General features: G+C 71.4%; 24 protein-coding genes and 2 tRNA genes. 16 read left to right on the top strand and 10 right to left on the bottom strand.

The features are described from left to right. Positions 1-20 precede the first annotated feature (20 nt). The gene (locus SXIM_RS19615) at positions 21-1058 is read right to left on the bottom strand and encodes a LacI family DNA-binding transcriptional regulator (RefSeq protein WP_030736744.1); all 1038 of its coding nucleotides are present in this window, start codon (positions 1056-1058) and stop codon (positions 21-23) included. A 304-nt stretch (positions 1059-1362) separates the two neighbouring features. On the opposite strand from SXIM_RS19615, the gene SXIM_RS19610 reads away from it, so the two are divergent. The 4 genes from SXIM_RS19610 to SXIM_RS19595 all read left to right on the top strand — a co-directional run bounded on the left by SXIM_RS19610 (position 1363) and on the right by SXIM_RS19595 (position 6173). After that, on the top strand, positions 1363-2631 hold the full coding sequence (locus SXIM_RS19610) for an ABC transporter substrate-binding protein (protein ID WP_030736747.1): 1269 nt from the start codon (positions 1363-1365) through the stop codon (positions 2629-2631). A gap of 19 nt (positions 2632-2650) precedes the next feature. Beyond that, positions 2651-3658 (top strand): carbohydrate ABC transporter permease, encoded by a 1008-nt coding sequence (locus tag SXIM_RS19605; RefSeq protein WP_030736750.1) that lies wholly within the window; start codon positions 2651-2653, stop codon positions 3656-3658. Between the two features lie 137 nt (positions 3659-3795). Next, positions 3796-4608 carry a carbohydrate ABC transporter permease gene (locus SXIM_RS19600; protein WP_046725792.1) on the top strand — a complete coding sequence of 271 codons (813 nt, stop codon included), beginning with the start codon at positions 3796-3798 and terminating at the stop codon, positions 4606-4608. Between the two features lie 113 nt (positions 4609-4721). Beyond that, the gene (locus tag SXIM_RS19595; protein ID WP_030736756.1) at positions 4722-6173 is read left to right on the top strand and encodes a GH1 family beta-glucosidase; all 1452 of its coding nucleotides are present in this window, start codon (positions 4722-4724) and stop codon (positions 6171-6173) included. Here the strand turns inward: SXIM_RS19595 and SXIM_RS19590 are convergent. Both SXIM_RS19590 and SXIM_RS19585 read right to left on the bottom strand, forming a co-directional pair. After that, entirely contained in the window at positions 6170-7633 is a 1464-nt protein-coding gene (locus tag SXIM_RS19590) for a sensor histidine kinase (RefSeq protein WP_030736759.1), read from the bottom strand. The two genes, SXIM_RS19595 and SXIM_RS19590, sit on opposite strands and share 4 nt — an antisense overlap. Next, positions 7630-8325, bottom strand: a complete 696-nt coding sequence (locus SXIM_RS19585; RefSeq protein ID WP_030736762.1) for a response regulator transcription factor — start codon at positions 8323-8325, stop codon at positions 7630-7632. The genes SXIM_RS19590 and SXIM_RS19585 overlap by 4 nt, the downstream gene beginning before the upstream one ends. Positions 8326-8357: 32 nt before the next feature. Here SXIM_RS19585 and SXIM_RS19580 point away from each other — a divergent pair, with 32 nt between their 5' ends. Next, positions 8358-8951 carry a hypothetical protein gene (locus SXIM_RS19580; protein ID WP_030736765.1) on the top strand — a complete coding sequence of 198 codons (594 nt, stop codon included), beginning with the start codon at positions 8358-8360 and terminating at the stop codon, positions 8949-8951. 36 nt (positions 8952-8987) lie between these two features. Here SXIM_RS19580 and SXIM_RS19575 read toward each other — a convergent pair whose 3' ends face one another. Beyond that, positions 8988-9842: a spermidine synthase gene (locus SXIM_RS19575; protein ID WP_046724777.1), complete on the bottom strand. Its 855-nt coding sequence runs from the start codon at positions 9840-9842 to the stop codon at positions 8988-8990. A gap of 25 nt (positions 9843-9867) precedes the next feature. After that, the gene (locus SXIM_RS19570) at positions 9868-10233 is read right to left on the bottom strand and encodes a hypothetical protein (protein ID WP_030736770.1); all 366 of its coding nucleotides are present in this window, start codon (positions 10231-10233) and stop codon (positions 9868-9870) included. Positions 10234-10409: 176 nt separating this feature from the next. On the opposite strand from SXIM_RS19570, the gene SXIM_RS19565 reads away from it, so the two are divergent. Further along, positions 10410-11759, top strand: coding sequence for an NsdA family TPR-like regulatory protein (locus SXIM_RS19565; RefSeq protein ID WP_030736772.1), 1350 nt, complete (start codon positions 10410-10412; stop codon positions 11757-11759). A gap of 242 nt (positions 11760-12001) precedes the next feature. On the opposite strand, the gene SXIM_RS19560 is transcribed toward SXIM_RS19565, so the two are convergent. Further along, entirely contained in the window at positions 12002-12601 is a 600-nt protein-coding gene (locus SXIM_RS19560) for a histidine phosphatase family protein (protein WP_030736774.1), read from the bottom strand. A gap of 153 nt (positions 12602-12754) precedes the next feature. On the opposite strand from SXIM_RS19560, the gene SXIM_RS19555 reads away from it, so the two are divergent. The 5 genes from SXIM_RS19555 (at position 12755) to SXIM_RS19535 (ending at position 14985) form a co-directional block, all read left to right on the top strand. Further along, a complete protein-coding gene (locus tag SXIM_RS19555; RefSeq protein WP_043178471.1) occupies positions 12755-13633 on the top strand; it encodes a phosphatase PAP2 family protein in 879 nt (292 codons plus the stop codon). A 122-nt stretch (positions 13634-13755) separates the two neighbouring features. Beyond that, positions 13756-14133, top strand: a complete 378-nt coding sequence (locus SXIM_RS19550; RefSeq protein WP_030736780.1) for a hypothetical protein — start codon at positions 13756-13758, stop codon at positions 14131-14133. A 51-nt stretch (positions 14134-14184) separates the two neighbouring features. Further along, the gene (locus SXIM_RS19545) at positions 14185-14721 is read left to right on the top strand and encodes a hypothetical protein (protein ID WP_420707233.1); all 537 of its coding nucleotides are present in this window, start codon (positions 14185-14187) and stop codon (positions 14719-14721) included. After that, positions 14712-14785: transfer RNA gene (locus SXIM_RS19540), tRNA-Lys, on the top strand. The genes SXIM_RS19545 and SXIM_RS19540 overlap by 10 nt, the downstream gene beginning before the upstream one ends. 126 nt (positions 14786-14911) lie before the next feature. Next, a tRNA-Lys gene (locus SXIM_RS19535) sits at positions 14912-14985 on the top strand. Positions 14986-15088: 103 nt separating this feature from the next. Here SXIM_RS19535 and SXIM_RS19530 read toward each other — a convergent pair. Beyond that, positions 15089-16309, bottom strand: coding sequence for a M6 family metalloprotease domain-containing protein (locus tag SXIM_RS19530; RefSeq protein WP_078846985.1), 1221 nt, complete (start codon positions 16307-16309; stop codon positions 15089-15091). A gap of 313 nt (positions 16310-16622) precedes the next feature. Between SXIM_RS19530 and SXIM_RS19525 the strand changes: the two genes are divergently transcribed. Beyond that, complete coding sequence (locus SXIM_RS19525; protein ID WP_078846984.1) at positions 16623-18467, top strand: putative bifunctional diguanylate cyclase/phosphodiesterase; 1845 nt, start codon at positions 16623-16625, stop codon at positions 18465-18467. An 89-nt stretch (positions 18468-18556) separates the two neighbouring features. On the opposite strand, the gene SXIM_RS19520 is transcribed toward SXIM_RS19525, so the two are convergent. Both SXIM_RS19520 and SXIM_RS19515 read right to left on the bottom strand, forming a co-directional pair. Further along, positions 18557-19330, bottom strand: a complete 774-nt coding sequence (locus SXIM_RS19520) for a maleate cis-trans isomerase family protein (protein WP_030736798.1) — start codon at positions 19328-19330, stop codon at positions 18557-18559. A gap of 39 nt (positions 19331-19369) precedes the next feature. Further along, positions 19370-20269 carry a maleate cis-trans isomerase family protein gene (locus SXIM_RS19515; RefSeq protein WP_030736801.1) on the bottom strand — a complete coding sequence of 300 codons (900 nt, stop codon included), beginning with the start codon at positions 20267-20269 and terminating at the stop codon, positions 19370-19372. Between the two features lie 236 nt (positions 20270-20505). Between SXIM_RS19515 and SXIM_RS19510 the strand changes: the two genes are divergently transcribed. Both SXIM_RS19510 and SXIM_RS19505 read left to right on the top strand, forming a co-directional pair. Next, the gene (locus tag SXIM_RS19510) at positions 20506-21522 is read left to right on the top strand and encodes a D-2-hydroxyacid dehydrogenase (RefSeq protein WP_046724776.1); all 1017 of its coding nucleotides are present in this window, start codon (positions 20506-20508) and stop codon (positions 21520-21522) included. Continuing rightward, positions 21519-23003: an amidase gene (locus SXIM_RS19505; protein ID WP_046724775.1), complete on the top strand. Its 1485-nt coding sequence runs from the start codon at positions 21519-21521 to the stop codon at positions 23001-23003. Before SXIM_RS19510 ends, SXIM_RS19505 begins: the two co-directional genes overlap by 4 nt. Here the strand turns inward: SXIM_RS19505 and SXIM_RS19500 are convergent. Then, positions 22946-23452: a DUF3830 family protein gene (locus SXIM_RS19500; protein ID WP_046724774.1), complete on the bottom strand. Its 507-nt coding sequence runs from the start codon at positions 23450-23452 to the stop codon at positions 22946-22948. The two genes, SXIM_RS19505 and SXIM_RS19500, sit on opposite strands and share 58 nt — an antisense overlap. Before the next feature lie 257 nt (positions 23453-23709). Here SXIM_RS19500 and SXIM_RS27515 point away from each other — a divergent pair, with 257 nt between their 5' ends. Both SXIM_RS27515 and SXIM_RS19495 read left to right on the top strand, forming a co-directional pair. Continuing rightward, positions 23710-25086, top strand: a complete 1377-nt coding sequence (locus tag SXIM_RS27515; RefSeq protein WP_168222777.1) for a WXG100 family type VII secretion target — start codon at positions 23710-23712, stop codon at positions 25084-25086. After that, complete coding sequence (locus tag SXIM_RS19495; protein ID WP_046724773.1) at positions 25083-26279, top strand: S8 family serine peptidase; 1197 nt, start codon at positions 25083-25085, stop codon at positions 26277-26279. The genes SXIM_RS27515 and SXIM_RS19495 overlap by 4 nt, the downstream gene beginning before the upstream one ends. The last annotated feature ends 20 nt before the right edge of the window (positions 26280-26299 follow it).

Below are 26299 nucleotides of genomic sequence, written 5' to 3'. Positions count from 1 at the left end.
GCGGATCCGTCGGACAGGACTCAGGACGACGAGCGGCGCACCAGTTCGGTCGGCAGGACCGTGTGCGCCCGCTCCGGGCCGCCCTCCGTGATCTCCGCGAGCAGCGCCCGGGTCATCGCCCGCCCCATGCCTTCCATCGGCTGCCGGACGCTGGTCAGCGGCGGGTCCATGTGCCGCGCCATGGAGGAGTCGTCGAACCCGACGAGGGCGACGTCCCCCGGCACCGTACGGCCCACCTCCCGCAGCGCCCGGCGGGCACCGATCGCCATCAGGTCGGAGGCGCAGAACACCGCGTCGAGGCCGGGGCGCCGGCGCAGCAGCGCGCGCATCGCCGCGTGCCCGCTCTCCTCGGTGAAGTCGCCGTGCGCGATCAGCTCGTCGTCGGCCTCGCGCCCGGCGGCCCGCAGGGCCTCCTGGTAGCCGGACAGCCGGCACTGGGCCGCGTACATGTCCAGCGGTCCGGTGATGGTGGCGACCGTGCCCCGGCCGCGACCCAGCAGGTGTTCGACGGCGAGCTGGGCGCCGCCGAGGTTGTCGCAGTCGACGTGCGGGAAGGTCTCCTGGGCCGAGCGGCGGCCGTTCATGACCGCGGGCATACCGATCTCGGTGAGCAGGTCGGGCAGGGGGTCATCGCCGTGCACGGAAACCAGCAGGACGCCGTCCACCCGACGGCTGGAGGCGTACTGGCCGAAGCGCTGGCGTTCCTTCGGGGTGCGGATCAGGGTGAGCAGCAGCTGGATGTCGGTGTCGGCGAGTTCGGCGGTGACGCCGCGGATGATGCCGGAGAAGTACGGTTCGGCGAACAGCCGGGCCTCGGCCTCGGGGATGACGAGCGCGATGGCGTCGGCGCGGTTCGCGGCGAGGGCACGGGCCGCGCGGTGCGGCACGTAGCCCAGGTCGGCGATCGCCGCCTCCACCGTGGCACGGGTGCGGTCACTCACCCGTGGGGAGCCGTTGATCACACGGGACACCGTGCCCCGGCCGACGCCCGCGCGGGCGGCGACCTGTTCCAGGGTCGGTCTGCCGTCGCGGCCACTGCCGCGTCCTGTACGAACCATCGCTTTTCCTCCCGTTCGCCCGCCCCGTTCCAACTACATCACGGAAACCGAGTCGTCGTGTCCGATGCCTTGACACCCGCCAAGGGCTCGGGGAGCCTTCAACCCATCACAACTGGGAGCGCTCCCACACATCAGAAACCCTACAGACCCCGTACGTTCCGAACCCAGGCCCCACCCCCACACACGCGCGCCGCACCACCCCGGCCGGGAAGGCAACGTCAGTGCGCCAGGAGGACGACCCGCTATGCGCAACACACCCCAAGTCCAAGTGTCATACCGCCGGCGCGGCCGGACCGCCAGAGCGATGGCGATCGGTCTTGCCGCGACCCTCGCCACCGGCCTGCTCGGCGCGTGTTCGAGCAGTGGCGACGGAGGTGACGACGGCCAGGTCACGCTGACCGTGGGCGTCTTCGGCCAGTTCGGATACGAAGAGGCCGGCCTGTACCAGGAGTACATGGACGCCAACCCCCACATCAAGATCCAGCAGGACTCGATCACCGAGAACAAGGACTACATAGCCCAGCTGCTCACCCGCCTCTCGCAGGGCAGCGGCCTGGCCGACATCCAGGCCATCGAGGTCGCCAACATCGCCGACATGGCGGGCGACCTGAACACCCGCTGGGTGGACTTCAACGAGTACGAGGACGTCGACACCAGCCACTTCGCCCCGTGGAAGCTGGTGCAGTCCACCAGTGCGGACGGCCGTCTCATCGGGCTCGGCACCGACATCGGCCCCACCGCCATCTGCTACCGCAAGGACCTCCTGGAGGAGGCCGGGCTGCCCACCGACCGGGACGAACTCGGCGCGCTGTGGGCCGGCGACTGGACCGCCTACATCGAGGCCGGTGAGCAGTTCCAGGAGAACGCCCCCGACGGCGTCTCCTGGGTGGACTCCCCCGGCGGCGTGTACAACGGTGTCGTCTCCAGCTACGAGGAGCGCTACTACGACGGCTCGGGCGAACTGGTCTACGAGACCAGCGAAGCCGTGCAGGCCGCCTGGGAGCTGGGGGTGCGCACCGAGGAGAGCGGCCTGAGCACCCGGCAGAAGCAGTTCACCCCCGAGTGGGAACGCGCCATGGCCAACGGCGACTTCGCCACCATCTCCTGCCCCGCCTGGATGCTCGGCTACATCCAGGAGAAGGCCGGGGACGCCGCCGAGGGCCTGTGGGACGCGGCGCCCGCGCCCGTGCCGTCCAACTGGGGCGGCGCCTTCGTCGGCGTGCCCGAGGCCGGCAAGAACCACGAAGAGGCCGTCAAGCTCGCCGCCTGGCTGACCGCCCCGGAGCAGCAGGCCAAGCTCTTCACCGAGCGCGGCAGCTTCCCCTCCTCCCTGGAGGCGCAGAGCACGCCCGAGGTCCAGGACGCCACGCACCCCTACTTCGAGGGCATGCCGATGGGAGAGATCTTCTCCGGCGCCGCCGCGGAGATCCCGCCCACCATCATCGGTCCGCGTGACCAGCTGATCCAGGAGGCCTTCGCTGACGGTCTGCTCCAGATCGCGCAGCAGGGCGAGTCGCCGGACTCCGCGTGGAGCAACACCCTCAGCAGGATCCAGAACGCCCTCGACGAGTAATCGGAACAGGTGCGGATCAATGACGACCGATAACGTCCCGGCCGCGCCCCCCGTTTCCACGGGGGGCGCGGCCCCGCCCGGCGACGCTGCCAAGGAGCAGCGCCGGGCCAACCGCCGTTCCCGCCGCTATCAGCGGGACACCAAATGGAGCCCGTACGGCTTCATCGCGCCCTTCTTCGTCTTCTTCGCCGCCTTCGGGCTCTTCCCTCTGCTGTACACGGGCTGGTCCGCCCTGCACCGGGTGTCCCTTCACAACCCGAACGAGCTGGAGTGGGTGGGGTTCCAGAACTTCACCCGGCTGTGGGAGGACGAGTTCTTCTGGAACGCCCTGGGCAACACCTTCACCATCGGCGTCATCTCCACGGTGCCGCAGCTGCTGATGGCCCTGGGTATCGCCCATCTGCTCAACTACAAGCTGCGCGGCTCGATGATGTTCCGGGTCGCGATGCTCACGCCGTACGCCACCTCCATCGCCGCCGCCACCCTGGTCTTCGCGATGCTGTACGGCCGGGACTACGGGTTGATCAACTGGGCGCTCGGCCTGGTGGGCATCGACCCGGTCTCCTGGGAAGCGGGCAGCTGGAGCAGCCAGTTCGCGGTCTCCACCATCGTGATCTGGCGCTGGACCGGCTACAACGCGCTGATCTACCTGGCCGCGATGCAGGCGGTCCCGCACGATCTGTACGAGTCGGCCGCGCTGGACGGGGCCAGTCGCTGGAAGCAGTTCATCCATGTGACGATCCCGTCGCTGCGCCCGACCATCATCTTCACCGTCGTGGTCTCGACCATCGGCGCGACCCAACTGTTCGGTGAGCCACTGCTGTTCGCCGGGTCGCCCGCGGGTGGTTCGCAGTCCCAGTACCAGACGCTCGGTCTGTACATGTACCAGATGGGCTGGTTCAACTTCCATCTCGGCCGGGCGGCGGCGATCGCCTGGACCATGTTCATGCTGCTGATCCTCATCGGCCTGGTCTATTGGGCGATCACCCGCTGGGTGAACCGCGACACCGCCGGCAAGGAGGCGTGACCGTGCCAATCACTGAGGTCGAGGCGGGCGCCAAGCCGGCGTCGCCGGCCACGGACGCGAAGAGCCCGGGCGGGAACGGCACGGGCCGTTCCGCCGGGCGCGGGCGCGGGCGCCGGGCGGGCAGCGCCGGCCGGCAGATGCACGGCGGCTGGCTCACGTACACCATCCTGGCCATCTTCACGGTGGGCTCGCTGATCCCGCTGGTGTGGCAGATCATCGCGGCGTCGCACTCCTCGGGCAGGCTGGCGCAGACCCCGCCCCCGCTGTGGTTCGGGGACCGGCTCTTCGACAACCTGGGCAGCGCCTGGACCGATGCCAATCTCGGTCTGGCGCTGCTCAACACCACCTTCGTGGCGGGCACCATCACCTTCTCCACGGTGCTGTTCGCGACGCTGGCCGGGTTCTCCTTCGCCAAACTCCGCTTCCGGGCGAAGAATCTGCTGTTCCTGCTGGTGATCGGCACCATGATGGTGCCGCCGCAGCTGACGGTGGTGCCGCTGTTCATGGCGGTCTCGGAGGTGGGGTGGACGGATCACCTCCAGGCCGTCATCCTGCCGATGATGGTGAGTGCCTTCGGGGTGTTCTTCATGCGGCAGTACCTGTCGCAGGCGCTGCCCACCGAGCTGATCGAGGCGGCTCGGGTGGACGGCGCGCACAGCCTGCGGGTGGTGTGGCACGTGGTCTTCCCCGTGGCGCGGCCGGCGATGGCCGTGCTGGGGATGCTCACCTTCGTGGCGGCCTGGAACGAGTTCTTCTGGCCGATCATCGCCCTCACCCAGCGCAATCCCACCGTTCAGGTGGCGTTGACGAACCTGGGGCGTGGGTATGTCCCCGATCAGGGCGTGATCATGGCGGGCGCGCTGCTGGGCACGCTGCCGCTGCTGATCGCGTTCGTGCTGTTCGGCAAGCAGATCGTGGGCGGCATCATGCACGGCGCGATCAAGGGCTGAGCATCGGCCGCGTACGCGGTCGGGCGGCGGCGCCGGTCCCTCCGGCGCCGCCGCATCAGCACCGTCCGGCGAGGTCAGTTACCCTCTGAACAAGCAAAAATGGGAGCGCTTCCATGACTGAAAACAAACCACGAGTGTTTCCACCGGACTTCCTGTGGGGGTCGGCCACGGCCGCCTATCAGATCGAGGGAGCCGCTCGCGAGGGCGGTCGCACGCCCTCGATCTGGGACACCTTCAGCCATACGCCCGGCAAGGTCCTGGCCGGCGACACGGGGGACGTGGCCTGCGACCACTACCACCGCTGGCGCGACGACCTGGCGCTCATGTCCGAGCTGAACCTGCGTTCGTACCGGTTCTCCGTCTCCTGGCCCCGGGTCCAGCCCACCGGGCGCGGCCCGGCCGTGCAGGCCGGGCTCGACTTCTACCGCGAGCTGGTGGACGGCCTGCTGGAGCGGGACATCACCCCCATCGTCACCCTCTACCACTGGGATCTGCCCCAGGAGCTGGAGGACGCGGGTGGCTGGCCGGAGCGGGAGACGGCCGAGCGGTTCGCCGAGTACGCGGGGATCGTCGGCGAGACGCTCGGCGACCGGGTGCAGCTGTGGACCACGCTCAACGAGCCGTTCTGCAGCGCGTTCCTCGGCTACGGCTCCGGCGTGCACGCCCCGGGGCGCACCGACCAGGAGTCGGTGCTGCGCGCCTCGCACCACCTCAACCTCGCGCACGGTCTGGGGACCCAGGCGCTGCGCTCGGTGCTGCCGCGCTCCGCCGAGGTGTCGATCAGCTTCAACCCGGGCGTGGTCCGTCCGCTGGACCCCTCCTCGGAGGCGGACCGCGACGCGGCGCGCCGGATCGACAACCTGCACACCCGGATCTTCTCCGACCCGGTGCTGCACGGTTCGTACCCCGAGGACCTGAAGCAGGACACCGCGCGGGTGAGCGACTGGTCCTTCGTGCGCGACGGCGACGAGGCGATCATCCACCAGCCGCTGGACTCGATCGGGATCAACTACTACACGACGACCATCGTGTCGGGTCCGCTGAACGAGGAACTGCCGGAGAGCAAGCTCTCCAGCAACCACGGCAAGTCCGAGCACTCCATGTGGGTGGGCGCGGAGGACGTGGTCTTCCACCGGCCGCCGGGCGAGGTCACCGAGATGGGCTGGACGGTCGACCCCTCGGGACTGACCGATCTGCTGCTGCGCTTCTCCCGCGAGGCTCCGAAGCTGGGTCTGTACGTGACCGAGAACGGCGCGGCGTACGACGACAAGCCCGACGCCACCGGAGCGGTGCACGACCCGGAGCGCATCGCCTACCTCCACCAGCACTTCGCCGCCGTGCACGAGGCGATGGAGCAGGGCGCGGACGTCCGCGGCTACCAGGTGTGGTCGCTGCTGGACAACTTCGAGTGGGCCTTCGGGTACAGCAAGCGGTTCGGGATCGTGCACGTGGACTTCGACACCCTGGCGCGCACCCCGAAGTCCAGTGCCCGCTGGTACGCCGGGGTGATCGCCGCCGGTGAGCTGAGCGCGGAGCCCGCCACAGGCGCCCCCCAAAGCGACTAGCCGCCGCCCGTCGTCTGGCGTCGCTTTCCCGGAAGGGGGGACGGGGGAGCCTGGTGCCTGGTCCGCCGCCGTGTTGCCGCACGGCGCCGGGCCGGGCCCGGGTTCGTCCCGGCGCCGCCGGCCGGGCCGTCCAGCGCCAGCCACAGCCGGATCTCGGTGCCGCCCAGCACCGAGCGGCCGATCCGCAGATCGCCGCCGGTGGACTCCGCCAGCCGGCGCACGATGTCCAGGCCCAGCCCGGTGGATCCGGGCCCGCCGTGGCCGTGGCCGCGGCGCAGCGCCGCGTCCGGGTCGGCGATCCCCTCCCCCGCGTCGGAGACCAGCACGATCACGGCGTCGTCGGTGCTGGCGTGGTGCACGTCCACGGCGAAGGCGGTGCCCTCGGGGGTGTGCCGGAAGACATTGCCGAGCATCGCGTCCAGAGCCGCGGTGAGTTCGGCGCGCGGCACCGGTACCCGTACGGGCTCCTCCGCCCCGGACAGCCGTACCTCGCGGCCCTCGTCCTCGGCCAGCGCCGACCAGAACGCCATCCGGTCCCGGATCACCTCCGCCGCGTCGACCTCGCCGCGCTCGGCCGCGGTGCCTCCCGCGGGCTGGTGGGCGCGCTGTTCGCGGACGGTGCGGATGATCTGGTCGATCTCCGCCTCCAGCTGGTCCACCGCGTGCCGGGTCTGGTCGGCGGCGTCGCCCTCGCCGAGGGTGGCGGTGTTCAGGCGCAGGACGGTGAGCGGGGTGCGCAGCCGGTGCGAGAGGTCGGCGGCCAGTTCGCGCTCGTTGGCGAGCAGGCGGGCGACCTGGTCGGCCATGGAGTTGAACGCCACGGCTGCCTCGCGCAGTTCGGCGGGCCCGGCCTCGGGCACCCGTACCTCCAGGCGACCCTGGCCCAGTTCGCGGGCGGCGCCGGCGAGTTCCTCGGCGGGGCGCACGGTGCGGCGGCCGAGCCGGTCGGCGATCACGAGGGAGCCGGCCACCAGGGCGATGCCGACGGCGGCGAGCACCAGCCAGGCGGTGGTGACGCCGGTGGCGAGTTCGGCGTCGGGGACGAACACCTCGACGACGGCGATGCGCTCGCCGGAGACGGCGGTGGGCTGGAGCAGGATGACACCGCCGGGGATCTCCAGGGTGGCGGCGCGGGCGAATTCGGTGAAGGAGCGGAACTCCTCGTCGCTGGTGTGCGGTTCGCCGATGACGATGGCCTCGTCGGGCGATTCGGTGGCGGCGGGCAGCCAGATGGCGATGCGGCCGGCGGCGCCCGCCTCCGTGCTGGCGACGGCTCGTTCCAGCTGGTCGCGGTCGCCGGTGATGGCGAGGACGGGGCCGATGGCGGCGGCCTGCCGTTCCGCGTTGCCGATGGCCCGGTCACCGGCCATCTCCTGGACGACCAGGCCGAGCGGGACGGCGAAGGCCAGCACCACCATGGAGGTGACGGCGAGCGAGATGCGCACCAGCGCCCATCTCATAGGGGCGCTTCCAGCTTCACTCCGACGCCGCGCAGGGTGTGCAGGTAGCGGGGCTTGGCGGCGGTCTCGCCCAGCTTGCGGCGCAGCCAGGACAGATGGACGTCGATGGTCTGGTCGTCGCCGTAGGACTGCCGCCACACCTGGGTGAGCAGCTCCTTGCGCGGGACGACGACGCCGGGGCGCTGGGCGAGGAAGGCCAGCAGGTCGAACTCGCGCCGGGTGAGGTCGAGTTCCATGCCATCGAGACGGGCCCGGCGGCGCAGCGGGTCCACCGACAGGCCGCCGACGCGCAGTTCGGCGTCCTGGGGTGCGCCGGGGCGCCCGCCCCCGGCGCGGACTCGGCGCAATACCGCCGCCATCCGGGCCGAAAGATGCTCTGCGGAGAAGGGTTTGACGAGATAGTCGTCGGCGCCGTCGTTGAGGAGCCGTACGATCTCGGTCTCGTCGTCCCGGGCTGTGGCGATGATCACGGGCACGTCGGTGATGCCGCGCAGCATCTTCAGGGCTTCCCGGCCGTCCAGGTCCGGCAGGCCGAGGTCGAGAATCACCAGATCGAAGCCGATCTGGGCCACTTCCCGCAGCGCTTCGAGCGCGGTACCCACGCTGCGCACGGTGTGTGCGGCATCGGTGAGCTGACGGATTAAGGCTGACCGTACGAAGGGGTCGTCTTCCACCACGAGCACATGCGCCATGCGCGGCACCGTACGCCATTAGGGTGATGCTGATGCAACGTCTCCTGGTGCGCGCGGGTGTATGGGCGGTCGCGACCGGCTTGGCCGTCACGTTCTCCTGGTTCGGGGTGTATTCGGTGCTGCGCGGGACGGTGTACGACCCGCCGCGGGCCGTTCCGGTGCGGGACGCCTCGGTGTGGACGGAGCCGGCCGCGTCCTCCACGCACCGGCCGCCGCAGGAGCCGGCCGGAACGGCGGGAGCGGAGGGATCACCGCCCGACGCGTCGCCGGACCCGGAGCCGGATCCCACTGCGGATCGCGCTCCCGGGTCGGGGGAGGAGTCCGGATCCGACCCCGGTCAGGGAGGCGAGGGGGAACCGCCGCCGGCGGTGGACCCGGAGCCGGTGGATCCGCCACCGGCCGGGGGCGGGGTGGAGACGGTGACGCTGGACGGCGGGCGGGTGGTCTACGAGCTGACGCCGGACCGCTGCGAGTTGGTGTCGGCGACTCCGGAGGCCGGCTGGGAGATGCAGGTGTGGACCACCGAGTCGTATCTGCGGGTGACCTTCGCCGGGCACGGCCGGGAGCTGTCGGCGTTCTGCACCTGGCACGGGTACGAGCCGGTGATCGAGGTCCACGAGCAGTGACACGCCACGAGGGGCCCCGGGCGCGCGGTGTCCCGCTCAGTCGAACAGGCCCTCCGGCGGGGCCGGGGACGGTTGGGCCGTGGCGTCGGTGACCACCGCGGCGCCGGCGGTGAAGTCGGTCAGCGCGGTGTCGGTGAGCAGCCGGGTGGGCTGGGGCTCGCGGGCCAGGCGCTGACGCAGGGCCTCCAGGGGCAGCGGTCCGTCGGCGGCGAGCAGGATGCCGTTGCCGTAACGGCGGCCGCGCAGCACGGCGGGTGCGATGCTGAGGGCGGCGGTGCCGAAGCGGCTGAGCGCGGTGGCGGTCTGGCCGCGCAGATGGGTCAGCGGGCCGCCGTCGGTGATGTTGGCCGCGTACGTTCCGCCGGGGGCGAGCACCCGGCGTACGGCGTCGAGGAATTCGGCGCTGGCGCAGTGGGCGGGGGTGCGGGCGTGGGCGAAGATGTCGGCGATCACGAGGTCGGCGGAGTGCTCCGGCAGCCGGTCGAGCGCCTCGCGTGCGTCCAGGGCGCGCACTTTGACGCGCGCGCCGGCGGGCAGCGGCAGGTGCCGGCGTACGAACTCGGTGAGCGCCGCGTCGGGCTCGGCCACCTGCTGTCCGGAACGCGGCCGGGTGACGGCGACATAGCGGGCCAGAGTGAGCGCGCCACCGCCGAGGTGCACGACCCGGAGCGGGGCGCGGGGCGGGGCCAGTACGTCGATCACATGGCCGAGCCGGCGCTGGTACTCGAAACCGAGCCGGGTGGGCTCGGCCAGGTCGACGTGCGATTGCGGCGCGCCGTCCAGCAGCAGTTCCCACGCCTCGGCGCGATCGGCGTCGGGCAGCAGTTCCGCGCGCCCGCCCGCCACCTGCGCGGTGGTCGTCTCCGCCGCCTGCCGTCCTCGTCGTGCCATCCGACCAGTATCGCCCGGGTACCGGTCAGGGCTGACAGCGGTCGGCCGCGGCGAGCAGCCGGGCCGCGTGCCGCAGCGCGGTACGCAGCCGCTCGGGCGGGGTGGCGTGCGGGACGGAGCCGTCCGGCGGGACCAGCCAGCCGGTGCCGGTGACCGGCGGGCGCCCCACGCCCTGCGGCTGGCCGTAGGTGGGAGTGCAGGCGCTGCCGGGCAGATCCCAGCGCTCCGCGGTGCCCGGCGGTACGAGAAAGCCCAGGGTGTCGCCATTCCTGTCGTGCAGGACGGGTCCGGTGCCGTTCAGCAGCCGCACCATCAGGTCCACGGCTTCCAGGCCCTCCCTGGCCGGTACCGTGACCAGATCGCACGGCTGTGCTCCGCCGCCGTTCACCATGGGGATTCACTCCTCACGTCACATCGGTGTGTGAGGTACAACGCCGCACAGGCGTCAATGGCTACGGGCATGTGCCGCTGAAACGAGTGGCAGTTCATGGCAGATCGCGGGCGGAATATCCGATCTGTACGTACATCGACGCCCCTTGCGCGCTATGCGGCGGGTACGGTCCCGATATGGCCATGTCACCGAACCGAGCCTTCCGGGCGCTGCGCGGCACCCGTTCGGCCGCGGAGTTCGCCACGGCGGTACGGCGGGCGGCTCGGGAGATCGGCGAGACCGTCAGCTGCGACGCCCGGTACATCGGGCGGGTGGAGTCGGGCGTCATCCGCTGTCCGAACTACGCCTATGAGCGGGTATTCCGCCATATGTTTCCCGGCCGCACCCTCGCCGACCTGGGCTTCGCCCCCCGGGACACCGTGCGCGGGCGCGGGGCGCGCGCCGGAGTAAGTACATCAGTACGAATCAGTGGGTACACCACCAGGGACCGCACCGGCACCGACCACCGTGAGGAGAGCGACGTGTTGCGCCGAGTGTTCATGGCCGGTGGCCCGGCCGCCGTGGCGTCCCTCACCCCCCTCGCCGTCCTGACCACCGCGGCGGCCGCCGGCCCGGCCACCGCGACCGCGACGCCGCATCACGTCGGCGCCACCGAGGCCGCGGCGGTGGAGCAAGCGGTCACCGACATCCGGGACTTCGACGACCGTTACGGCGCGGACGAGCTGTACGGCCCGGCCGGTGAAACGCTGCGCGCCGCCCAGGAACTGCTGGACGCGGGCACGGCCCGCGCCTCCGTCAGCGCCCGGCTGCACGCCGCCGCCGGCGAACTGGCGCTGTCGGTGGGCTGGCTGGCGCACGACTCGGGGCGCCACGCGGACGCGCGCTCGCACTACGCCGAGGCCCTGGCCACGGCGCGCATGAGCGATGACCGCGCGCTGGAGGCGCACGCCTTCTGCAACACGGCATTCCTCGCCCGCGACACCGGCCGCCACCGGGAGGCGGTCCGCGCCGCACAGGCCGGCCAGCAGGCCGCCCGTGCGGCCGGCTCGCACCGGCTGCACTCGCTGCTGGCGCTGCGCGAGGCCGGCGGCTGGGCCGGCCTCGGCGATCGCCGCGGCTGCGAACTCGCCCTGGCCCGGGCCCACACCGCGTTCGGACACGGTCCGGACGACACGGACCCGGCCTGGATGACCTTCTTCAACGAGGCGGAACTGGCCAGCCAGGAGGCGCACTGCTGGGCGGCGCTGGAGGACTGGGAGCGCGCGGGCGACGCGGCACGCCGGGCGCTCACGGCGCGGGAACCCCACCTGGTACGCAACCGGGCGCTGTACCTCGCCGAACTGGCGGACCACCTGACGCACGGCGGCCGGCCCGAAGAGGCCGCCTCGGCCGGCCGCCAGGCGCTCGACCTCCTGGACCGCGTCCGTTCCTCCCGCATCAGCACCCTCCTGCGCCGCACGGCGCAACGCCTGGCCCCGTACGAAAACACCCCGGAGGTAGCCACCTTCACCGCCCGCGCGGCGTAGCCCGCGCGGGCGGGCGGCCGTCAACGGCCGGCACCACCGAAGGCCGGCCCAGCGCACAGGGAGCAGGAACCCAAGCACCTCCACGCATGTGGAGGTGCCGGACCATCCCCGCGTGTGCGGGGAGCACTCTTTTTGACCGGTGGCTTTGTCCTGGCGTCGGCCGGACTTCGTTCACCTCGTGCAGTGCGCCCCCGCGCGGGGACGGCCCGAACGCGCGGGTGCGCGGGTGCGCGGGTGCGCGCTCAGTGTTCCAGGTGGCCCGTGTCGTTCCAGCGGGCCAGGACCGGTTCGCCGTGGGCCCAGCCCAGTTCGGACAGCGAGGCAGGCGCGAGGCGGATGCGGGAGGCGAAGCGCACGTCCTGACCCAGCCAGCGGGCCGCCACCGAGCGCAGGATGTGGCCGTGCGCGAACAGCACCGCGTCACCCTCGGCCTCCCGTGCCCATGCCACCACCTCGTCGGCCCGCGCCGACAACTGCGCGAAGGTCTCGCCGCCGCGCACCCCGTCGCGCCACAGCACCCACTCACCGCCCCGGGCCTCGGCCATCTGTTCGCCGGTGCGGCCCTCGGCGTCGCCGTAGTCCCACTCCTTGAGCGCGTCCCAGTCGCTCGCCCGGTCGCCGAATCCGGCCAGCTCGCAGGTCTCCTTGGCGCGCGACAGGGGCGAGGTGCGCACCTGCGCGCCGTGCAGCCCGTCCCACGGCGCGCGGTGCAGCCGCGCGCCCAGCGCCTTGGCGTCCGCCCGGCCCTCGTCGAGCAGCGGGACGTCGGTGTGCCCGGTGTGCCGTCCATCCACCGACCAGGCGGTCTGCCCGTGCCGTACCAGCAGAATGCGCGCGGTCATGATTCTCACTTCTCTCACGGTGTACCGGGTGATACGTGGCTGATTTTCCCATCCTCCCGCATGGAACCATGGGCACCGACCGAGCGTCTGTTCCCTTACGTCCCGCTGTCCGCGGGGTGAACTGTCCCTGCCCGAACACTGGAGTCCGACCCCATGCCCCGAGTCCGGCCCCGCTGGTGGACCGAGCTGCTGCTGATCGTGGTTGTCTACGGGGCGTATTCCGGCGCCCGCCTGCTGGCCAGGGGTGATGTCAGTACGGCGGTGGAGAACGGACTGGCGATCCTGCGTCTGGAACGGTCCCTGTTCCTCAATCCGGAGGAGCCGCTCAACGACCTGTTCACGCAGGAGGCGTGGCTGGGGATACCGTCCTCCTTCGCGTACGCGTCCCTGCACTATCTGGTCACGCCGGCGATCCTGGTCTGGCTGTTCAGGCGCCGCGCCGCGCACTACCGGCTGATGCGGACCTGGCTGATGGGGTCGACCCTGATGGGGCTGATCGGGTTCACCCTGATGCCCACCTCGCCGCCCCGGCTGCTGCACGACCGGCACGGTTTCACCGACAGCCTCTCCCAGTACAGCGAGTACGGGTGGTGGGGTGACGAGGCGAGCGCGCCCAGCGGGATGGGCGACATGACGAACCAGTACGCGGCGATGCCGAGCCTGCACGTCGGCTGGGCGGTGTGGTGCGGGGTCGCGCTGTGGTACTTCGGGCCGCGCACCTGGTGGATGCGCTCCCTCGCGGTCGGCTACCCGCTGATCACCGTGATGGTGGTGATGGGCACCGCCAACCACTACTTCATCGACGCGCTGGCCGGCATCGCGGTGATGATCGCCGGGCTGCTGCTGACCCGGCCCCTCATGCGGCTGGCCGAGCGGTTCCAGGAGCGCCTGGGGCTGGTACGGAGCGTGTCGGCGTCCCGCGACGGGTCCGTGCCTGCGGGGCCGTACGCCCCGGAGCGTACGGACGGCGCGCGGAGTGGCGACCGGAGCGAAGCGGAACTGGCCCGGACCTCGGGTGGCTCGCGGACGTAACCTGGGGAGGATTCCCGCGTCCCCACGTCCCCGATCCGCACGCGCATCCGATCGCGCGTCCCAGCACCTCTCGCGTCCCAGCACCCCCGCACCCGCCGCTCAGCAGCCGTGGAGGCTCCCGCATGACCGATTCCGGACCGGCACCCGAGTCGCCCCGCTTCCGCCGCCCCGCCGGGCTGTTCTTCGAACCGCCCACGGATGCCCCGGAGGAGGAGCACTTCTTCGATCTGGAGTCCATCTCCGAGCCGGATCTGCTCCTGTCGCGCGCCACCGAACTCGCCGTGGCCTTCCAGGCCGCGGCGGACCGCGCGGTGGAGTACCAGGCCGTCGCGGCCGCCCAGCTGGCGGACCCGCGCCGCTTCGACCGGCTGTCGGCGGCCCAGATCGCCGAGCGGGCGGAGTGGACCGAGGACTACGCGGTGAAGATGATCGAGTTCGGCCGGCGGCTCCAGCGGCGGCAGGCGCCGCACGGTACCGGAGGCCACCCCCCGCTGTCCTGATTTCCCGGAGATGCAGCGGGGGCGGCACCCGATCCCGTACATCTGGGTGTCATGACGGAACCCGCGGTTCTCCCGACACCCACCCCGGCGCCTGTGCCCGCACCGACACCGACCCCCTCCGGGGCCCGGTGGCTGGCCTCGGCGCGCTGCGGCACGGACTTCGATGTGATCAGCGCGCCGGGTCTGTTCGGGCGGCGCGTGCTGGAGCAGCTGTGGTCGGCGGGTCCGGGCCGGGGTCCGGTGGCGGCGTACCGGGGCCGGCTGCTGCTGTTCGCGGCGCCCGGCACCGCGGCCAGGCTGCCGGCGCTGCTGCGCTGGGAGGAGTGGAGCCGCGGCACCCGGCTGATCCCTCCGCTGCTGTGTCACGGCGTGGGGGACGTGGTGACGGTGCCGGAGGGCACGACGGCGGCGGACGGTCACTGGCTGGTGGCGCCGGAGAGCCGTCATCCCTGGCTGCCGGGCCCCGAGGTGCTGCTGTGGGCCTGTGTCCGGGCGGCCAGGGAAGGGGCCGGGTGGGGGCGGGAGGAAGCGATTTTTGCTGATGACCGGCGGGGTGCTAATGTCTATGACGTCAGCAGGCGCCGCTAGCTCAGTTGGTTAGAGCAGCTGACTCTTAATCAGCGGGTCCGGGGTTCGAGTCCCTGGCGGCGCACCGACACGGAAGGCCCCTCGCAGCAGCGGGGGCCTTTTCCGTACCCCCCGAACCGGCGGCTCCTACCGCATCCCGGGGTGGTTCGGAAGGGGGCGCGCGGGGTGCTAATCTTTACGACGTCAGCAGGCGCCGCTAGCTCAGTTGGTTAGAGCAGCTGACTCTTAATCAGCGGGTCCGGGGTTCGAGTCCCTGGCGGCGCACCGACACGGAAGGCCCCTCGCAGCAGCGGGGGGCCTTTTCCGTACCCCCCGAACCGGCGGCTCCCCCACCCCGCGGCCCTTCCCCCACCCACACCTCACCCCCTCACTCCTTGACGATCTTGAGATTCCAGCCGCCCGCGGGCGTCCGGTCCCCCACCTCCACCCGTACGCCGTGTTCCCTGTCGTGGTAGCTCTCCCCGGTCCCCAGCGGGGCGTCCGCCAGCCGTGGGTGCACGGAGCTGCCGTGGCAGGCGCCGGTGCCCGGGTGGCCGTCGATGACCTGGATCGGGCCGTCGGCGGAGGCCACGTCACTGCGCACCTTGTAGAGCAGGACACCCTGGGTGCAGGCCCGCTTGTCGTTGCCCTCCCGGGTGCGCGCCTCGGCGACCAGGACCTCGGTGCGGCCGAGGCGGATGACGGCCAGACGGGTGTCGGCGGCGGGGTTGGCGGCGTCCAGGGGCGCGGTGAGCGGCTGGAGCGTGTGCCGGGTGGTGCCGGGGGACCGTACGCAGTCGACGTGCTCGGTGGTGAGCCAGCCGAGTTTCCACTTGTGCCAGGCGAAGGGCTCGGGGGCGAGTCCGAACTGGCTGCCCATGAGGTCCCAGTCCCCCACGTGGGTGTCCCAGTCGCCGTGGTCGCCGACGGGCCGGTTGTACAGGTCGGGCAGGTCGAAGATGTGCCCGGTCTCGTGGGCGAGGACGTTGCGGTCCGGCGGCCGCTTCTCGAAGACGGTGACGACCCGGCTGATCTCCGTGTCGCCGACCCGCAGCGGCTCGTGGAAGTTGACGACCTTGGTGGCGTCGGAGTCCACACCGGGCGCATGGGGGTCGGCGACCAGGTAGATGACGTCGTACGCGCCGAGGTCCTCGACGACCGGGGCGAGGACGGTCAGGGCGTCGCGCAGGTAGGCGGTGCGCAGCTGAGCGTCCCAGTCGCGCTGGACGGCGTAGTGGGTGGACGGGGCGGGCATCTCGGTCCACCGGGGCACCACGTCCATCGCCAGTTCGAATTGGCCGTAGGAGGCGCGCCGGAAGAAGTCGTCGGTGGCGGGGGTGTGGTCGGCGGCGATGACGGCCGGGTCGAGCAGGTCGCCGGAGTCGGGGAAGGAGAGGAAGACCATCACCGCGTCGAGGGCGCCCACCGGGCGCGGGTATGCCTCGTTCCAGGTGTCGATGCCTTCGGAGTGGTGGTGCGCGGAGCGCGGCAGGCCGCACGGCTCGTCGGCGAGCGCGGCCGTGCCGGGTCCCGCGGTGAGAGTGCTCCCCATGAGGGCGGTCAGCGCGGTGAGGACGGCGGCGGGCCGCAGGAGGGCGCTCCGTGACACGTCTGCCTCCCATGGGGTCTGCGGGAGCGGGGAGATGCCCTCACCACTGTGTTCACTTCTGTCCCGCTGTGCCCCATGGGGTTGGGCCGGCCGGCGTAACGAGCAGTACGATTACCCTGCGTATATGTCTTTCGGGAACGATCGCTACCTTGCCCCGGGTGGGCAGAATCGATCAGCTCCTCGCAAACGTGTGCGGGGCGGTGGAGTCGGGGATCGAGACAGGCCCGGAAGGAGCTGGCTCCGGCCACGGATCAGCCTCTATGATCGGCACATTTCCAGCGGATTCCCCCGGCCGGCAGCCCAGGAGCGATCGGTGAACGGACCCATCCCAGGACCGGGCGGCCCACCCGGCGGCGCCCAGGACATCCCCCGGCCGGTCATCACGGAGCGTGATGTTCAGGCCGGCTACCGGGCCGACCAGCAGACCGATTCCCGGGCCGGTCACCGGGCCGATCATCGGGCCGACTACCGAGCCGCGTTCCGGATCGCCTCCGCGCCGATGGCGCTGATCGCCCCCTCCGGCCGGATCACCGCCGCCAACACGGCGCTGGAGACCTTGCTCGGACACGGCCCCGGCGAACTGGCGGGCCTCCCCGCCGACGCCGCCACCGGGCTCGACCTCGGCCTGGACGGCGACACCCGGGGCCCGTACCACGCGGTGCTCAGCGGGCGGCGCGAGCAACTGCGCTGCACCCGGCGGCTGAAACACGCCGACGGGCACACCGTCTGGGCGGAGGTCACCGTACGGCCGTCCGGGCCGGACGGCGGCGCCCTGCTCTCGGTGCTCGACATCACCGAACGGCGCGAACTGCGCGAGAAGCTGTGGCACCTCCAGATGCACGACCCGGTCACCCGGCTGCCCAACCGCTCGCTGTTCGTGGAACGCCTCACCGCCGCCCTGAACGACTCCGCCACCGGCCGCATCGGCCTGTGCTACCTGGACCTGGACGGCTTCAAAGCCATCAACGACACCCACGGCCACCGGGTCGGCGACGAACTGCTGAGCGCCGCCGCCCGGCGGCTGAGCCAGTGCACGAACGGCACCACCGGGACCGGCACCCTGGTGGCACGGCTGGGCGGCGACGAGTTCGCCGTACTGGTGGAGAGTTCCGCCGGCACGGATCAGCTCACCGGGCTCGCCCAGGCGATGCTGGCCGCCCTCCAGCGCCCCTTCGACGTGGCGGGACAGCGGCTGTCCGTCTCCGCGAGCATCGGCGTCGTGGAGCGCGAATGCGCCGGCGTCAACGCCACCTCCCTCATGCAGGCCGCCGACACCACGCTCTACTGGGCCAAGGCGGACGGCCGGGCCCGCTGGACCGTCTTCGACCCCGAGCGCAACGCGCACCGCATGACCCGCCAGTCGCTCACCGCCACGCTGCGCCCCGCCATCGAACGCGGCGAGTTCGTCCTCGAATATCAGCCGATCGTGGCACTCGCGGACGACACCCTGCGCGGCGTCGAGGCGCTGGTGCGCTGGCAGCACCCGCAGTTCGGGCGGCTCACCCCGGACCGTTTCATCGGCCTCGCCGAGGAGAACGGCGCCATCGTGCCGCTGGGCCGCTGGGTGCTCACCGAGGCATGCCGGCAGGCCCGCGCCTGGCAGCTCAGCCACCAGCACCGCCCGCCGCCGTTCGTCAGCGTCAATGTGGCGGTGCGGCAGATGTGGGACTCGGACGTCGTCGCGGACGTCACCCGGGTGCTCGCCGAGACCGGGCTGCCCGCCGGGCTCCTCCAGCTGGAACTCACCGAATCCGCCGTCATGGGCCCGGCCGGGCGACCCCTCCAGGCACTCCAGGAACTGTCCGAGATGGGGGTACGGATCGCCATCGACGACTTCGGCACCGGCTACTCCAACCTCGCCTACCTCTCCCAGCTGCCGGTACGCGCCCTCAAGCTCGACGGGACGTTCGTCAAGGGGTTCAGGACCGCCCGCCACCTCAATCCGGCGGACGAGACCATCGTGACCGCCCTGGTGGACCTCGCGCACAAGCTGGGCCTGACCGTCACCGCCGAATGCGTGGAGGGCCAGGCCCAGGCCGACCGGCTGCGCCGTATCGGCTGCGACACCGGTCAGGGCTGGCTGTACGCGAAGCCGCTGCCGCCGGAGCGGATCACCGCCATGATCGGCGGGACGACGGGGTTCGCGGACGGTTCCTGACCGTCCGATCGGCCGGGGCCGGGCTTCGGGCGCCCGGTAGCCGGACCTGCCGTCGGTGCCGACGGATACCGGCGCCGGACGCCGGGCGGTCAGGCCCGGTCGAACAGCGCGCCGAGCGCGGGCACCCGTACCGTACGGCCCAGCAGCCGCAGGCCCTCCCACGCCGTCACCTGGTTCGCGGTGAGCACCGGCTTGCCCAGCTCCGACTCCAACTCCGCCACCCACGCCGCCGTGTGCAGCGCCGTGTCCGGCAGCAGCACCGCCTGCGCCGCCGGGTCATCGCCCTCGCGGGCGATCCGCAGCACGTCCTCGCGCCCCCAGGTGCCGACCTCGGCGGCGGTGATGATGCCGCTGCCCCGGGTACCGACCACCTCGGCGCCCGCCACCTTCAGGAACTCGGCGAACAGCCCGGCCACGTCCTCCGGGTACGTCGCCGCGATCGCCACCCGGCTCACCCCCAGCTCGGCCACCGCGTGCGCGAAGGCGAAGGAGGTACTGGAGGCGGGCAGCCCGGCCGCCTCGGAGAGCGCCGTCACCTGCTGGCCCGCGCCCTCCCAGCCGTAGACGAAACTGGCGCTTGTGCAGGCCCACACCACCGCCCGCGCGCCCGCGCGCTTCAGCTCGCCGACCCCCGCCGCCAGCCGGGGCACCGCGCCCATCTCCAGCAGTGCGTCCACGCGGTGGGCGTCCGTCCCCATGTCGGTGTGGACCAGCGGCAGCCGCACCCCCGCGGCGCGGGGGTCGCCGCTGTCCCGCAGCAGGGCCTCCATCCGGGGGTAGTCGTCCTCCGCCGAGTAACCGGGGTAGAGGAATCCGACGTGGCCGTCGGCCGTCGTGTCCGTGCCGTCCCTGCTGTCGTCCATACGGCGCTCGCTTCCTGCTCGTGCTCGTCGTGGTCACCCTCAGCCGGGCGGCCGGCCACCGCCGAGGTCGTCCGGGAAGACCATCCCGCCGGTCGTCTCCAGCGGGCTCTCCTCCCCCGCCGTCGCCGCCGCGGCGGTCGGCTCCGGCGCGGTGACCGTGGGCAGCGGCGGGATGGCGGACAGCGCCTCCAGCGAGGCCCGCGCGGCCGGGTCGAGCAGCGCCTGGTACGGGCCCACCGCTTCCTTGCCGATCATCCGCAGCGCCTTCCAGACCGTGACCTGGTTCGCCGACAGCACCGGAATCCGCAGTTCCGCCTCCAGCTGCGGGATCACATCGTAGGTGGCGAGGTTGGTGCAGCTGATGAACAGCGCGTCCGGGGCGTCGGCCGCCGTCGCCTCGCGGGCCATGTTCACCACGTCGCGGTAGCCGACCCGCCAGATCTCCCGGGTGAGGCCCAGATAGCTGCGTCCGCTGACCTCGACCCCGGCCGCGTGCACGAAGTCCTCGAGGGAGTCGGTGACCGAGCGGGTGTACGGGGTGATCACCGCGACCCGCCGCACCCGCAGCTCGCGCAGCGCCTCCAGCAGCGCCCCGGAGGTGGTCATGGCGGGGGCTTCGCCCGCCTGGGTCATCGCGGTGGTCATGGCCATCTCGCCGGCCACCCCGCCGACGAAGCTGCCGGAGGTGCAGGCGTAGGCGATGACCTCGGGGGACACGGCGGACAGCGCGCGTACCGCCTCCCGCAGGGTCTCGTGCTCGGAGACCATCCGGGCCAGGTCGAGACTCACCTCCACCGGCACGAACGGGGTCCGTGTCACATGCAGGGAGATGTCGTCGGGCACCCACCGCCACAGTTCGCGATCGAGCGCGAAGTCGAACGGCGCCACGACTCCGATCCCACGCTGCGGCTGCGGGCCGCCCAGGAAGGAGACATCCATTTCACACCCCATATTCAAACGCAGGGGCGGCGCAGAACCAGTCTGGCCGGACGATGACATATACAGAAACGCACTACCGGTCGGCGAATCTTCCGGTACCGGGACGCCGGGAGTCGATGGCCTTCGTTGACGAAGGTAGTTTCTTCTCCCTACCGTGGTCAATCCTCGACCGCACCTCCATTGGCACCACCTTCTCCCCAGCCAAACACGCCCTCGTTTCGAAACGGTTTCGCCGGATGCCCGAATCCTGTGTCCTGGTCCTTGACGCCGACCCTCTCCCCCGCCTCGACCGGCTCGCCGGGCGGGCACGCGTCCTGCACGCCGACGGCGCCGCGGCCCTTGCCCGGCAGCTGCCCCAAGCGGATGTACTTCTCGTGTGGGACTTCGGCTCCGACGCGGTGCGGGAGGCCTGGCCAGGCGCCGGAGCGCACCCGGCGTGGGTGCACACCGCGAGCGCCGGCGTGGACCGGTTGCTCTTTCCCGAACTGCTGTCCGCCCCGACGATCATTACCAATGCTCGGGGCGTCTTCGACCGGCCGATCGCCGAATATGTTGCGGGCCTGGTCCTGGCCATGGCAAAGGATTTCCCGGGCAGCTGGAAATTGCAGCAGGAGCGCCGCTGGCGGCACCGGGAGACATTCAAGGTGTACGGAAGCCGGGCGGTTGTCATCGGATCGGGTCCGATCGGCCGGAGAATCGGTTCGACGCTCATGGCACTGGGTGTCGATGTGACACTCACCGGCCGCCGGGAACACCCCGGCGACCCGGAATTCGGCCGGGTGCGGGCCGCCGACGACCTGCCCGTTCTGCTGCCGGAGGCCGACTGGGTGGTGTGCGCGGCACCGCTGACCGAGGCGACGAGGGGTCTGTTCGACGCGGACGCGTTCGCCCGGATGAAACCGACCGCGCACTTCATCAACATCGGACGGGGCGGCCATGTGGTGGAACCGGACCTGGCGGCGGCCCTGCACGCCGGGGCGCTGGCGGGCGCGGCGCTGGATGTCTTCGCCACCGAACCGCTGCCAGCCGACAGCCCGCTGTGGGACGCGCCGGGGCTGATCGTCTCGCCGCACATGAGCGGGGACACCTTCGGGTGGCGCGATGACCTGGCGGAGCAGTTCCTGGACAACTTCGACCGCTGGGCGGCGGGGGCACCGCTGTTCAACGTGGTCGACAAGCGGCTGGGCTATGTGTCGGGCGACAGCCCGGGCACCGGCGCGGCCACCGACGGAGGGGAAGGGAAGCCCACGTGACGGCGGACGAGGAACTGACCGGCTGGACGGCGACGGAACTCACGCGGGCGTACGCGGCGGGCGAGGTCTCCCCCGTGGACGCGACGCGCGCCACGCTCGCCCGGGCCGAGGCCGTACAGCCCGAGCTCAACGCGTTCGTCCTGCTCGATCACGACGGCGCCCTGGAGCAGGCGCGGGCCGCCGAGGACCGCTGGCGGCGCGGCGCGGCGGCCGGCCCGGTGGACGGCGTGCCCGTCACGGTGAAGGACATCCTGCTGATGCGCGGCCACCCCACGCTGCGCGGCTCGGCCGCACTGTCGGCCGAGGGCGTGTGGGACGAGGACGCGCCGGCGGTGGCCCGGCTGCGGGAGTCGGGGGCGGTGTTCATCGGGAAGACGACCACGCCCGAGTTCGGCTGGAAGGGTGTGACCGACTCGCCGCGACACGGCGCGACGGGCAATCCGTACGCCCCGGAGCGTACGGCCGGCGGATCCAGCGGGGGCAGTGCTGCGGCGGTACGGGCCGGGGCCGGGCCGCTGAGTCTGGGCACGGACGGGGGCGGCTCGGTGCGCATCCCGGGGTCCTTCTGCGGGGTCTTCGCGCTGAAGCCGACGTACGGACGGGTCGCGATCTATCCGGCGAGCGCGTTCGGGACGCTGGCCCACGTCGGCCCGATCACCCGGGACGCCCGCGACGCGGCGCTGCTGATGGATGTGATCGCCCGCCCCGACCCGCGCGACTGGTCGGCGCTGCCCGCCACGGGCGGCGCCCACGGCTTCCGTACGGCGGTGGCCGAGGCCGGGGACACCGTCCGGGGACTGCGGGTCGCCTACTCGCCACGGCTCGGCTTCGACGGGGTGCGGGTCGAACCGGCCATCGCGGCGTCCGTGCGGCGAGTGGCCGAGCGGCTGGCCGACCTGGGCGCGGTGGTCGAGGAGACCGACCCGCCGCTGCCGTCGCTGGACCAGCTGCGGGAGGCGTTCCACGTGCTGTGGTTCGCGGGCGCAGCCCGGGTGATCCAGCCCTTCGACGAACGGCGGCGGGCGCTGCTCGACCCGGGGCTGCGGGAGATCTGCGGTCAGGGCGCCGGGTACGGGTCGCTGGACTACCTGGCGGCGGTGGACGTGCGGATGGGCCTGGGCAAGGCGATGGGGGGCTTCCACGAGGCGTACGACCTGCTGCTGACGCCGACGATGCCGATCGCGCCGTTCGCGGCGGGGGCGGAGGTGCCGGCGGCCTCCGGTATGACGCGGTGGACGGAGTGGACGCCGTTCACCTACCCCTTCAACATGACGCAGCAGCCCGCCGCGACCGTGCCGTGCGGCACGGACGCGGGCGGACTGCCGATCGGCGCCCAGCTGGTCGGGGCGCGGCACACGGACGAACGGGTGCTGGCGGTCGCCCACGCGCTGGACGCCTCGGGCGCCACCCGGATCGAGGACCCCTACGCGCGCCGGAAGTTGAGCGACTCACCGAGCGCGCCGGCCCGCCACAGGTCCTGACAGGCGTCGGCCATCCGGTCGAGCCCGTCGACCACGGTCCCCCACACGATGCCGGGCACCCAGCCGGCGTCGCCGTTGATGAGGAGGTTGTTGCGCTCGTAGAAGAGCGCGAGATCGACGACGGTCGCCTTGCCCTGGTGGGCGGCGTGCGTCTCGTACCCGTAGGCCTTGGTGCCCAGCTGGGTGTCGGAGAAGGTGAAGTAGCACAGGTCGCCGGGGATCGGCGTGATGGTGGGGTTCTCCAGCGGCGGCTCCTCGGGGGCGAAGGGCGGCACGAGGGTGTAGATCTCATTGCGGGCGTACTTGGCGTGATAGACGTCGCCACCCAACGGCAAGGCGTCCCACACGGCATGGCAGGTGATGGGCGCCCGGTCACTGAGCAGCTTGGCGGTACAGCTGACCCCGCGCTTGTCCAGCGAGACGGTGATGAACCGCTCCGAGTCCGACATGGGACATCCCTCCTGATCCGCACAATGTTCTGCTGCTGGCATGGTGGCACACCGGAGCGTGTCGGCAGCGGAACGTATCCTGAGGCCCGAACGTCTTGGCGGGGAGAGGCCGACGGGGAGGGGATCGGGCCGTGGAGGATCGTGGGACGTATCGGGGCACGTACAGGGGTCACGGCTCCGAGGACTACGCGGCGGAGCAGTTACAGGCGATGACCCACAGGGAGTTGGAGGGTCTGCTGGCGGGGGCACGGCCGGACATGCTGATCCAGCGGGGGGAGACGCTGGAGGCCGTGGCCGAGGCCGTGGAGTGGATGGGCGAGCAGATCTGGTCGCGGGCCGGTGAGTTGGAGTGGCAGGGTCAGACGGCGGACGAGTTCCGCGAATGGATCCGCCACTTCCATCACGCGTCGGTGGATCTGAAGACGTACGCCAGTTTCATGGCGAGCGCGATCACCAACGCGGGCGTTGCTCTGCGCCAGGCCCAGAGTGAGATACCACCCGCCCCGCCCCAGGAGATGCCGGCGACCGCTCTCGACGTGGCCTACGACACGGGCGACGGGGAACGCCCCATGACGATGACCGAAGCGGAATCCAGCCGCCAGGAAGCGATCGCCGTCATCAACCGCCTGGGCTCGGTGTACAAGACATCGGCGGGGACGATCCAGTACGTGAACGAGCGGGAACCGCTCTTCCAGCAATTCGGAACAGATCCGGGTGTGCTTCCCTTCCCTGAGCTGCACAGCCCCGCGCCGAACCCTCCGGGAGCATTTCCACCGGCCGCTGCGGCGACGCATCCCCCTATTCAACAGGAGATGCCGGCATGGAACAGCTCAGCGATCGCCCCCTCCTCCCATCAACCACCGCAGCAACCCTCGGGGGTAACCCCTCAGCCTGACTTCGGTGATGACGGTACGAGGACGTCGTTGGATTCGGTGGGGGTGGTGCCGAATGGTGGGGTTCCTCCGGTGGCTCCGTCCGGGTCTCCTCCGCCGGTGGTGGTGGAGCGTCCTGTGGGTGGCGGTCCGCCGCAGCAGCCGGTGGTGGGTCCGGTGCCGGGATGGCCGTCACCAGCCCAGCCCGGTCAGGGGCGTGGGGGTGGGGGTCAGGTGCCGCTGGTGCGTGGCCCGGGTCTGCGTCCGGGTGAGGCGCCTGTGGTGCGGCCCTTGGGTCCGCCGTCCGGTCCGGGTTCACAGCCACCGGTGGGGCGACCCGCCGGGCCTGGGATGCCGGGTGGTCAGCAGCCTCCCGTGGGCCGTCCGCCTACGGGAGGTGGTGGCCCGGGTGGGGGTAATCCCTGGGGCAGGGCGAACAACTACGGCCTCCTCGGGGGCAAGCCGGTACCGAACGCGAAACCCACCGTGGCGTCACGTATCCCTCCGGGTGGGGTGATCCAGCCCGGTATGAACGCCGCCAACTCACGTCTCACTCCGACCAGGAACGACCAGCCCAACACCACGCCGCGTCCCATGTATGGGAAGGCGACGGTCGACGGACGGCCGGCCACCGGTCGTGGGGAGCGCGGGCGGTCCCTGCCCAAACCCACCGGTGTCATCGGCCTGCCCGGTCAGGGCCGCAAGAACGGCAAGAAGAAGCAAAAGAAGAACGAGAGCAAGGACGACAGGCAGCAGCCATGACCCCCACCCGCCGGGCCCTCGCCACCACCCTTGCCCTCACCGCAGCCCTGGCCACCGCACCCACCGCCCAGGCAGCTGACACCCCCCAACACCCCTGGTACTTCGACACCCTCCGCGTCGAAGAAATGTGGCAACACACCACCGGCGAAGGCATCACCGTCGCCGTCATCGACAGCGGAGTCGACCCCACCCTCCCCGAACTCCAAGGCCAAGTGCTGGAAGGTGCCGACTTCACAGCGGGAGCAGAAGGCGCACACGTCGACTCCGATGGACACGGCACCGACATGGCCGCACTCATCGCAGGAACCGGAGCAGGTGAGGGAATCCAGGGGCTGGCCCCAGGTACAAAGATTCTTCCCATCCGAGTCACCAGCGGCGGCATCACAGCTAATATCTCCAGCCGATGGGCCACAGCGGTAGGCCATGCAATTGATTCGGGTGCCAAGGTCATCAATATCTCCCAGACCGATGCCCAGGTCGAGGCAGCCAGACAAGAGATGACTGAGGCGCTCTCCCTGGCCGCCCGCCACGATGTGCTCATCTTTGCCGGAAGTGGAAATGACGGTGCTACCTCCAACATTTCCACTGCACCAAACTCACTGGACGGCGTCGTAGGAATCGGTGCGGCGGACAAGGCAGGCGAGCGGATTCCTTATTCAACCTTCGGCCCGCAGGTATCTCTGGCTGCACCCGGTAACGATGTGCCCGGCCACTGCGACGGCCTCTCCGGCCCCGCCTGCCTCCGTGAGGAGGGCGGTACCAGTTCCGCCACCGCTCTCGCCTCCGCCTCCGCCGCGCTGATCTGGTCGCAGCACCCCGACTGGACCAAGAACCAGGTCCTGCGCGTGATGCTCAACACCGCCGAACGCCCCGATGACCAGCGACGGGATGACTACACCGGGTACGGCGTCGTCCGGCCCGACCGCGTCGTCATCGACGGGGAAGGCGACCCCGGCGACCCCGACAGCCCGCCCATCTTCCGCGACTGGGAAGCGGGCCTTGTGCCGCCCGTCACACCCGGGCCGACGCCCGAAACGACTCCGGACGACAGCGCCGAGCCCGCCCCCGGACCCGAGGCGGAAGCCGCCGCCACCAGCGAGAACGGCGGTTCGCTGCCGTGGATCCTCGGCGGCACCACCGCCGTCCTGCTCGTCGCCGTGACCGGATGGGTTCTGTACCGGCGACGCGTCTGATCGGATGATGTACCGAAATG

The organism is Streptomyces xiamenensis, from assembly GCF_000993785.3.
Classification (GTDB): domain Bacteria; phylum Actinomycetota; class Actinomycetes; order Streptomycetales; family Streptomycetaceae; genus Streptomyces; species Streptomyces xiamenensis.
The sequence above is the reverse complement of the archived record's forward strand: the minus strand, read 5'-3'. Positions and strand labels throughout refer to the sequence as shown.

What these genes read in the sequence shown, in the direction of transcription:
- SXIM_RS19585 (WP_030736762.1), bottom strand. Translation starts at nt 8,325, where the DNA reads ATGGCGCATGTGCTCGTGGTGGAAGACGACCCCTTCGTACGGTCAGCC.
- SXIM_RS19545 (WP_420707233.1), top strand. Translation starts at nt 14,185, where the DNA reads ATGACGGAACCCGCGGTTCTCCCGACACCCACCCCGGCGCCTGTGCCC.
- SXIM_RS19560 (WP_030736774.1), bottom strand. Translation starts at nt 12,601, where the DNA reads ATGACCGCGCGCATTCTGCTGGTACGGCACGGGCAGACCGCCTGGTCG.
- SXIM_RS19610 (WP_030736747.1), top strand. Translation starts at nt 1,363, where the DNA reads ATGGCGATCGGTCTTGCCGCGACCCTCGCCACCGGCCTGCTCGGCGCG.
- SXIM_RS19510 (WP_046724776.1), top strand. Translation starts at nt 20,506, where the DNA reads ATGCCCGAATCCTGTGTCCTGGTCCTTGACGCCGACCCTCTCCCCCGC.
- SXIM_RS19580 (WP_030736765.1), top strand. Translation starts at nt 8,358, where the DNA reads ATGCAACGTCTCCTGGTGCGCGCGGGTGTATGGGCGGTCGCGACCGGC.
- SXIM_RS19550 (WP_030736780.1), top strand. Translation starts at nt 13,756, where the DNA reads ATGACCGATTCCGGACCGGCACCCGAGTCGCCCCGCTTCCGCCGCCCC.
- SXIM_RS19520 (WP_030736798.1), bottom strand. Translation starts at nt 19,330, where the DNA reads ATGGACGACAGCAGGGACGGCACGGACACGACGGCCGACGGCCACGTC.
- SXIM_RS19600 (WP_046725792.1), top strand. Translation starts at nt 3,796, where the DNA reads ATGCACGGCGGCTGGCTCACGTACACCATCCTGGCCATCTTCACGGTG.
- SXIM_RS19555 (WP_043178471.1), top strand. Translation starts at nt 12,755, where the DNA reads ATGCCCCGAGTCCGGCCCCGCTGGTGGACCGAGCTGCTGCTGATCGTG.
- SXIM_RS19575 (WP_046724777.1), bottom strand. Translation starts at nt 9,842, where the DNA reads ATGGCACGACGAGGACGGCAGGCGGCGGAGACGACCACCGCGCAGGTG.
- SXIM_RS19605 (WP_030736750.1), top strand. Translation starts at nt 2,651, where the DNA reads ATGACGACCGATAACGTCCCGGCCGCGCCCCCCGTTTCCACGGGGGGC.
- SXIM_RS19590 (WP_030736759.1), bottom strand. Translation starts at nt 7,633, where the DNA reads ATGAGATGGGCGCTGGTGCGCATCTCGCTCGCCGTCACCTCCATGGTG.
- SXIM_RS19495 (WP_046724773.1), top strand. Translation starts at nt 25,083, where the DNA reads ATGACCCCCACCCGCCGGGCCCTCGCCACCACCCTTGCCCTCACCGCA.
- SXIM_RS19565 (WP_030736772.1), top strand. Translation starts at nt 10,410, where the DNA reads ATGGCCATGTCACCGAACCGAGCCTTCCGGGCGCTGCGCGGCACCCGT.
- SXIM_RS27515 (WP_168222777.1), top strand. Translation starts at nt 23,710, where the DNA reads ATGCTGATCCAGCGGGGGGAGACGCTGGAGGCCGTGGCCGAGGCCGTG.
- SXIM_RS19515 (WP_030736801.1), bottom strand. Translation starts at nt 20,269, where the DNA reads ATGGATGTCTCCTTCCTGGGCGGCCCGCAGCCGCAGCGTGGGATCGGA.
- SXIM_RS19595 (WP_030736756.1), top strand. Translation starts at nt 4,722, where the DNA reads ATGACTGAAAACAAACCACGAGTGTTTCCACCGGACTTCCTGTGGGGG.
- SXIM_RS19615 (WP_030736744.1), bottom strand. Translation starts at nt 1,058, where the DNA reads ATGGTTCGTACAGGACGCGGCAGTGGCCGCGACGGCAGACCGACCCTG.
- SXIM_RS19570 (WP_030736770.1), bottom strand. Translation starts at nt 10,233, where the DNA reads ATGGTGAACGGCGGCGGAGCACAGCCGTGCGATCTGGTCACGGTACCG.
- SXIM_RS19500 (WP_046724774.1), bottom strand. Translation starts at nt 23,452, where the DNA reads ATGTCGGACTCGGAGCGGTTCATCACCGTCTCGCTGGACAAGCGCGGG.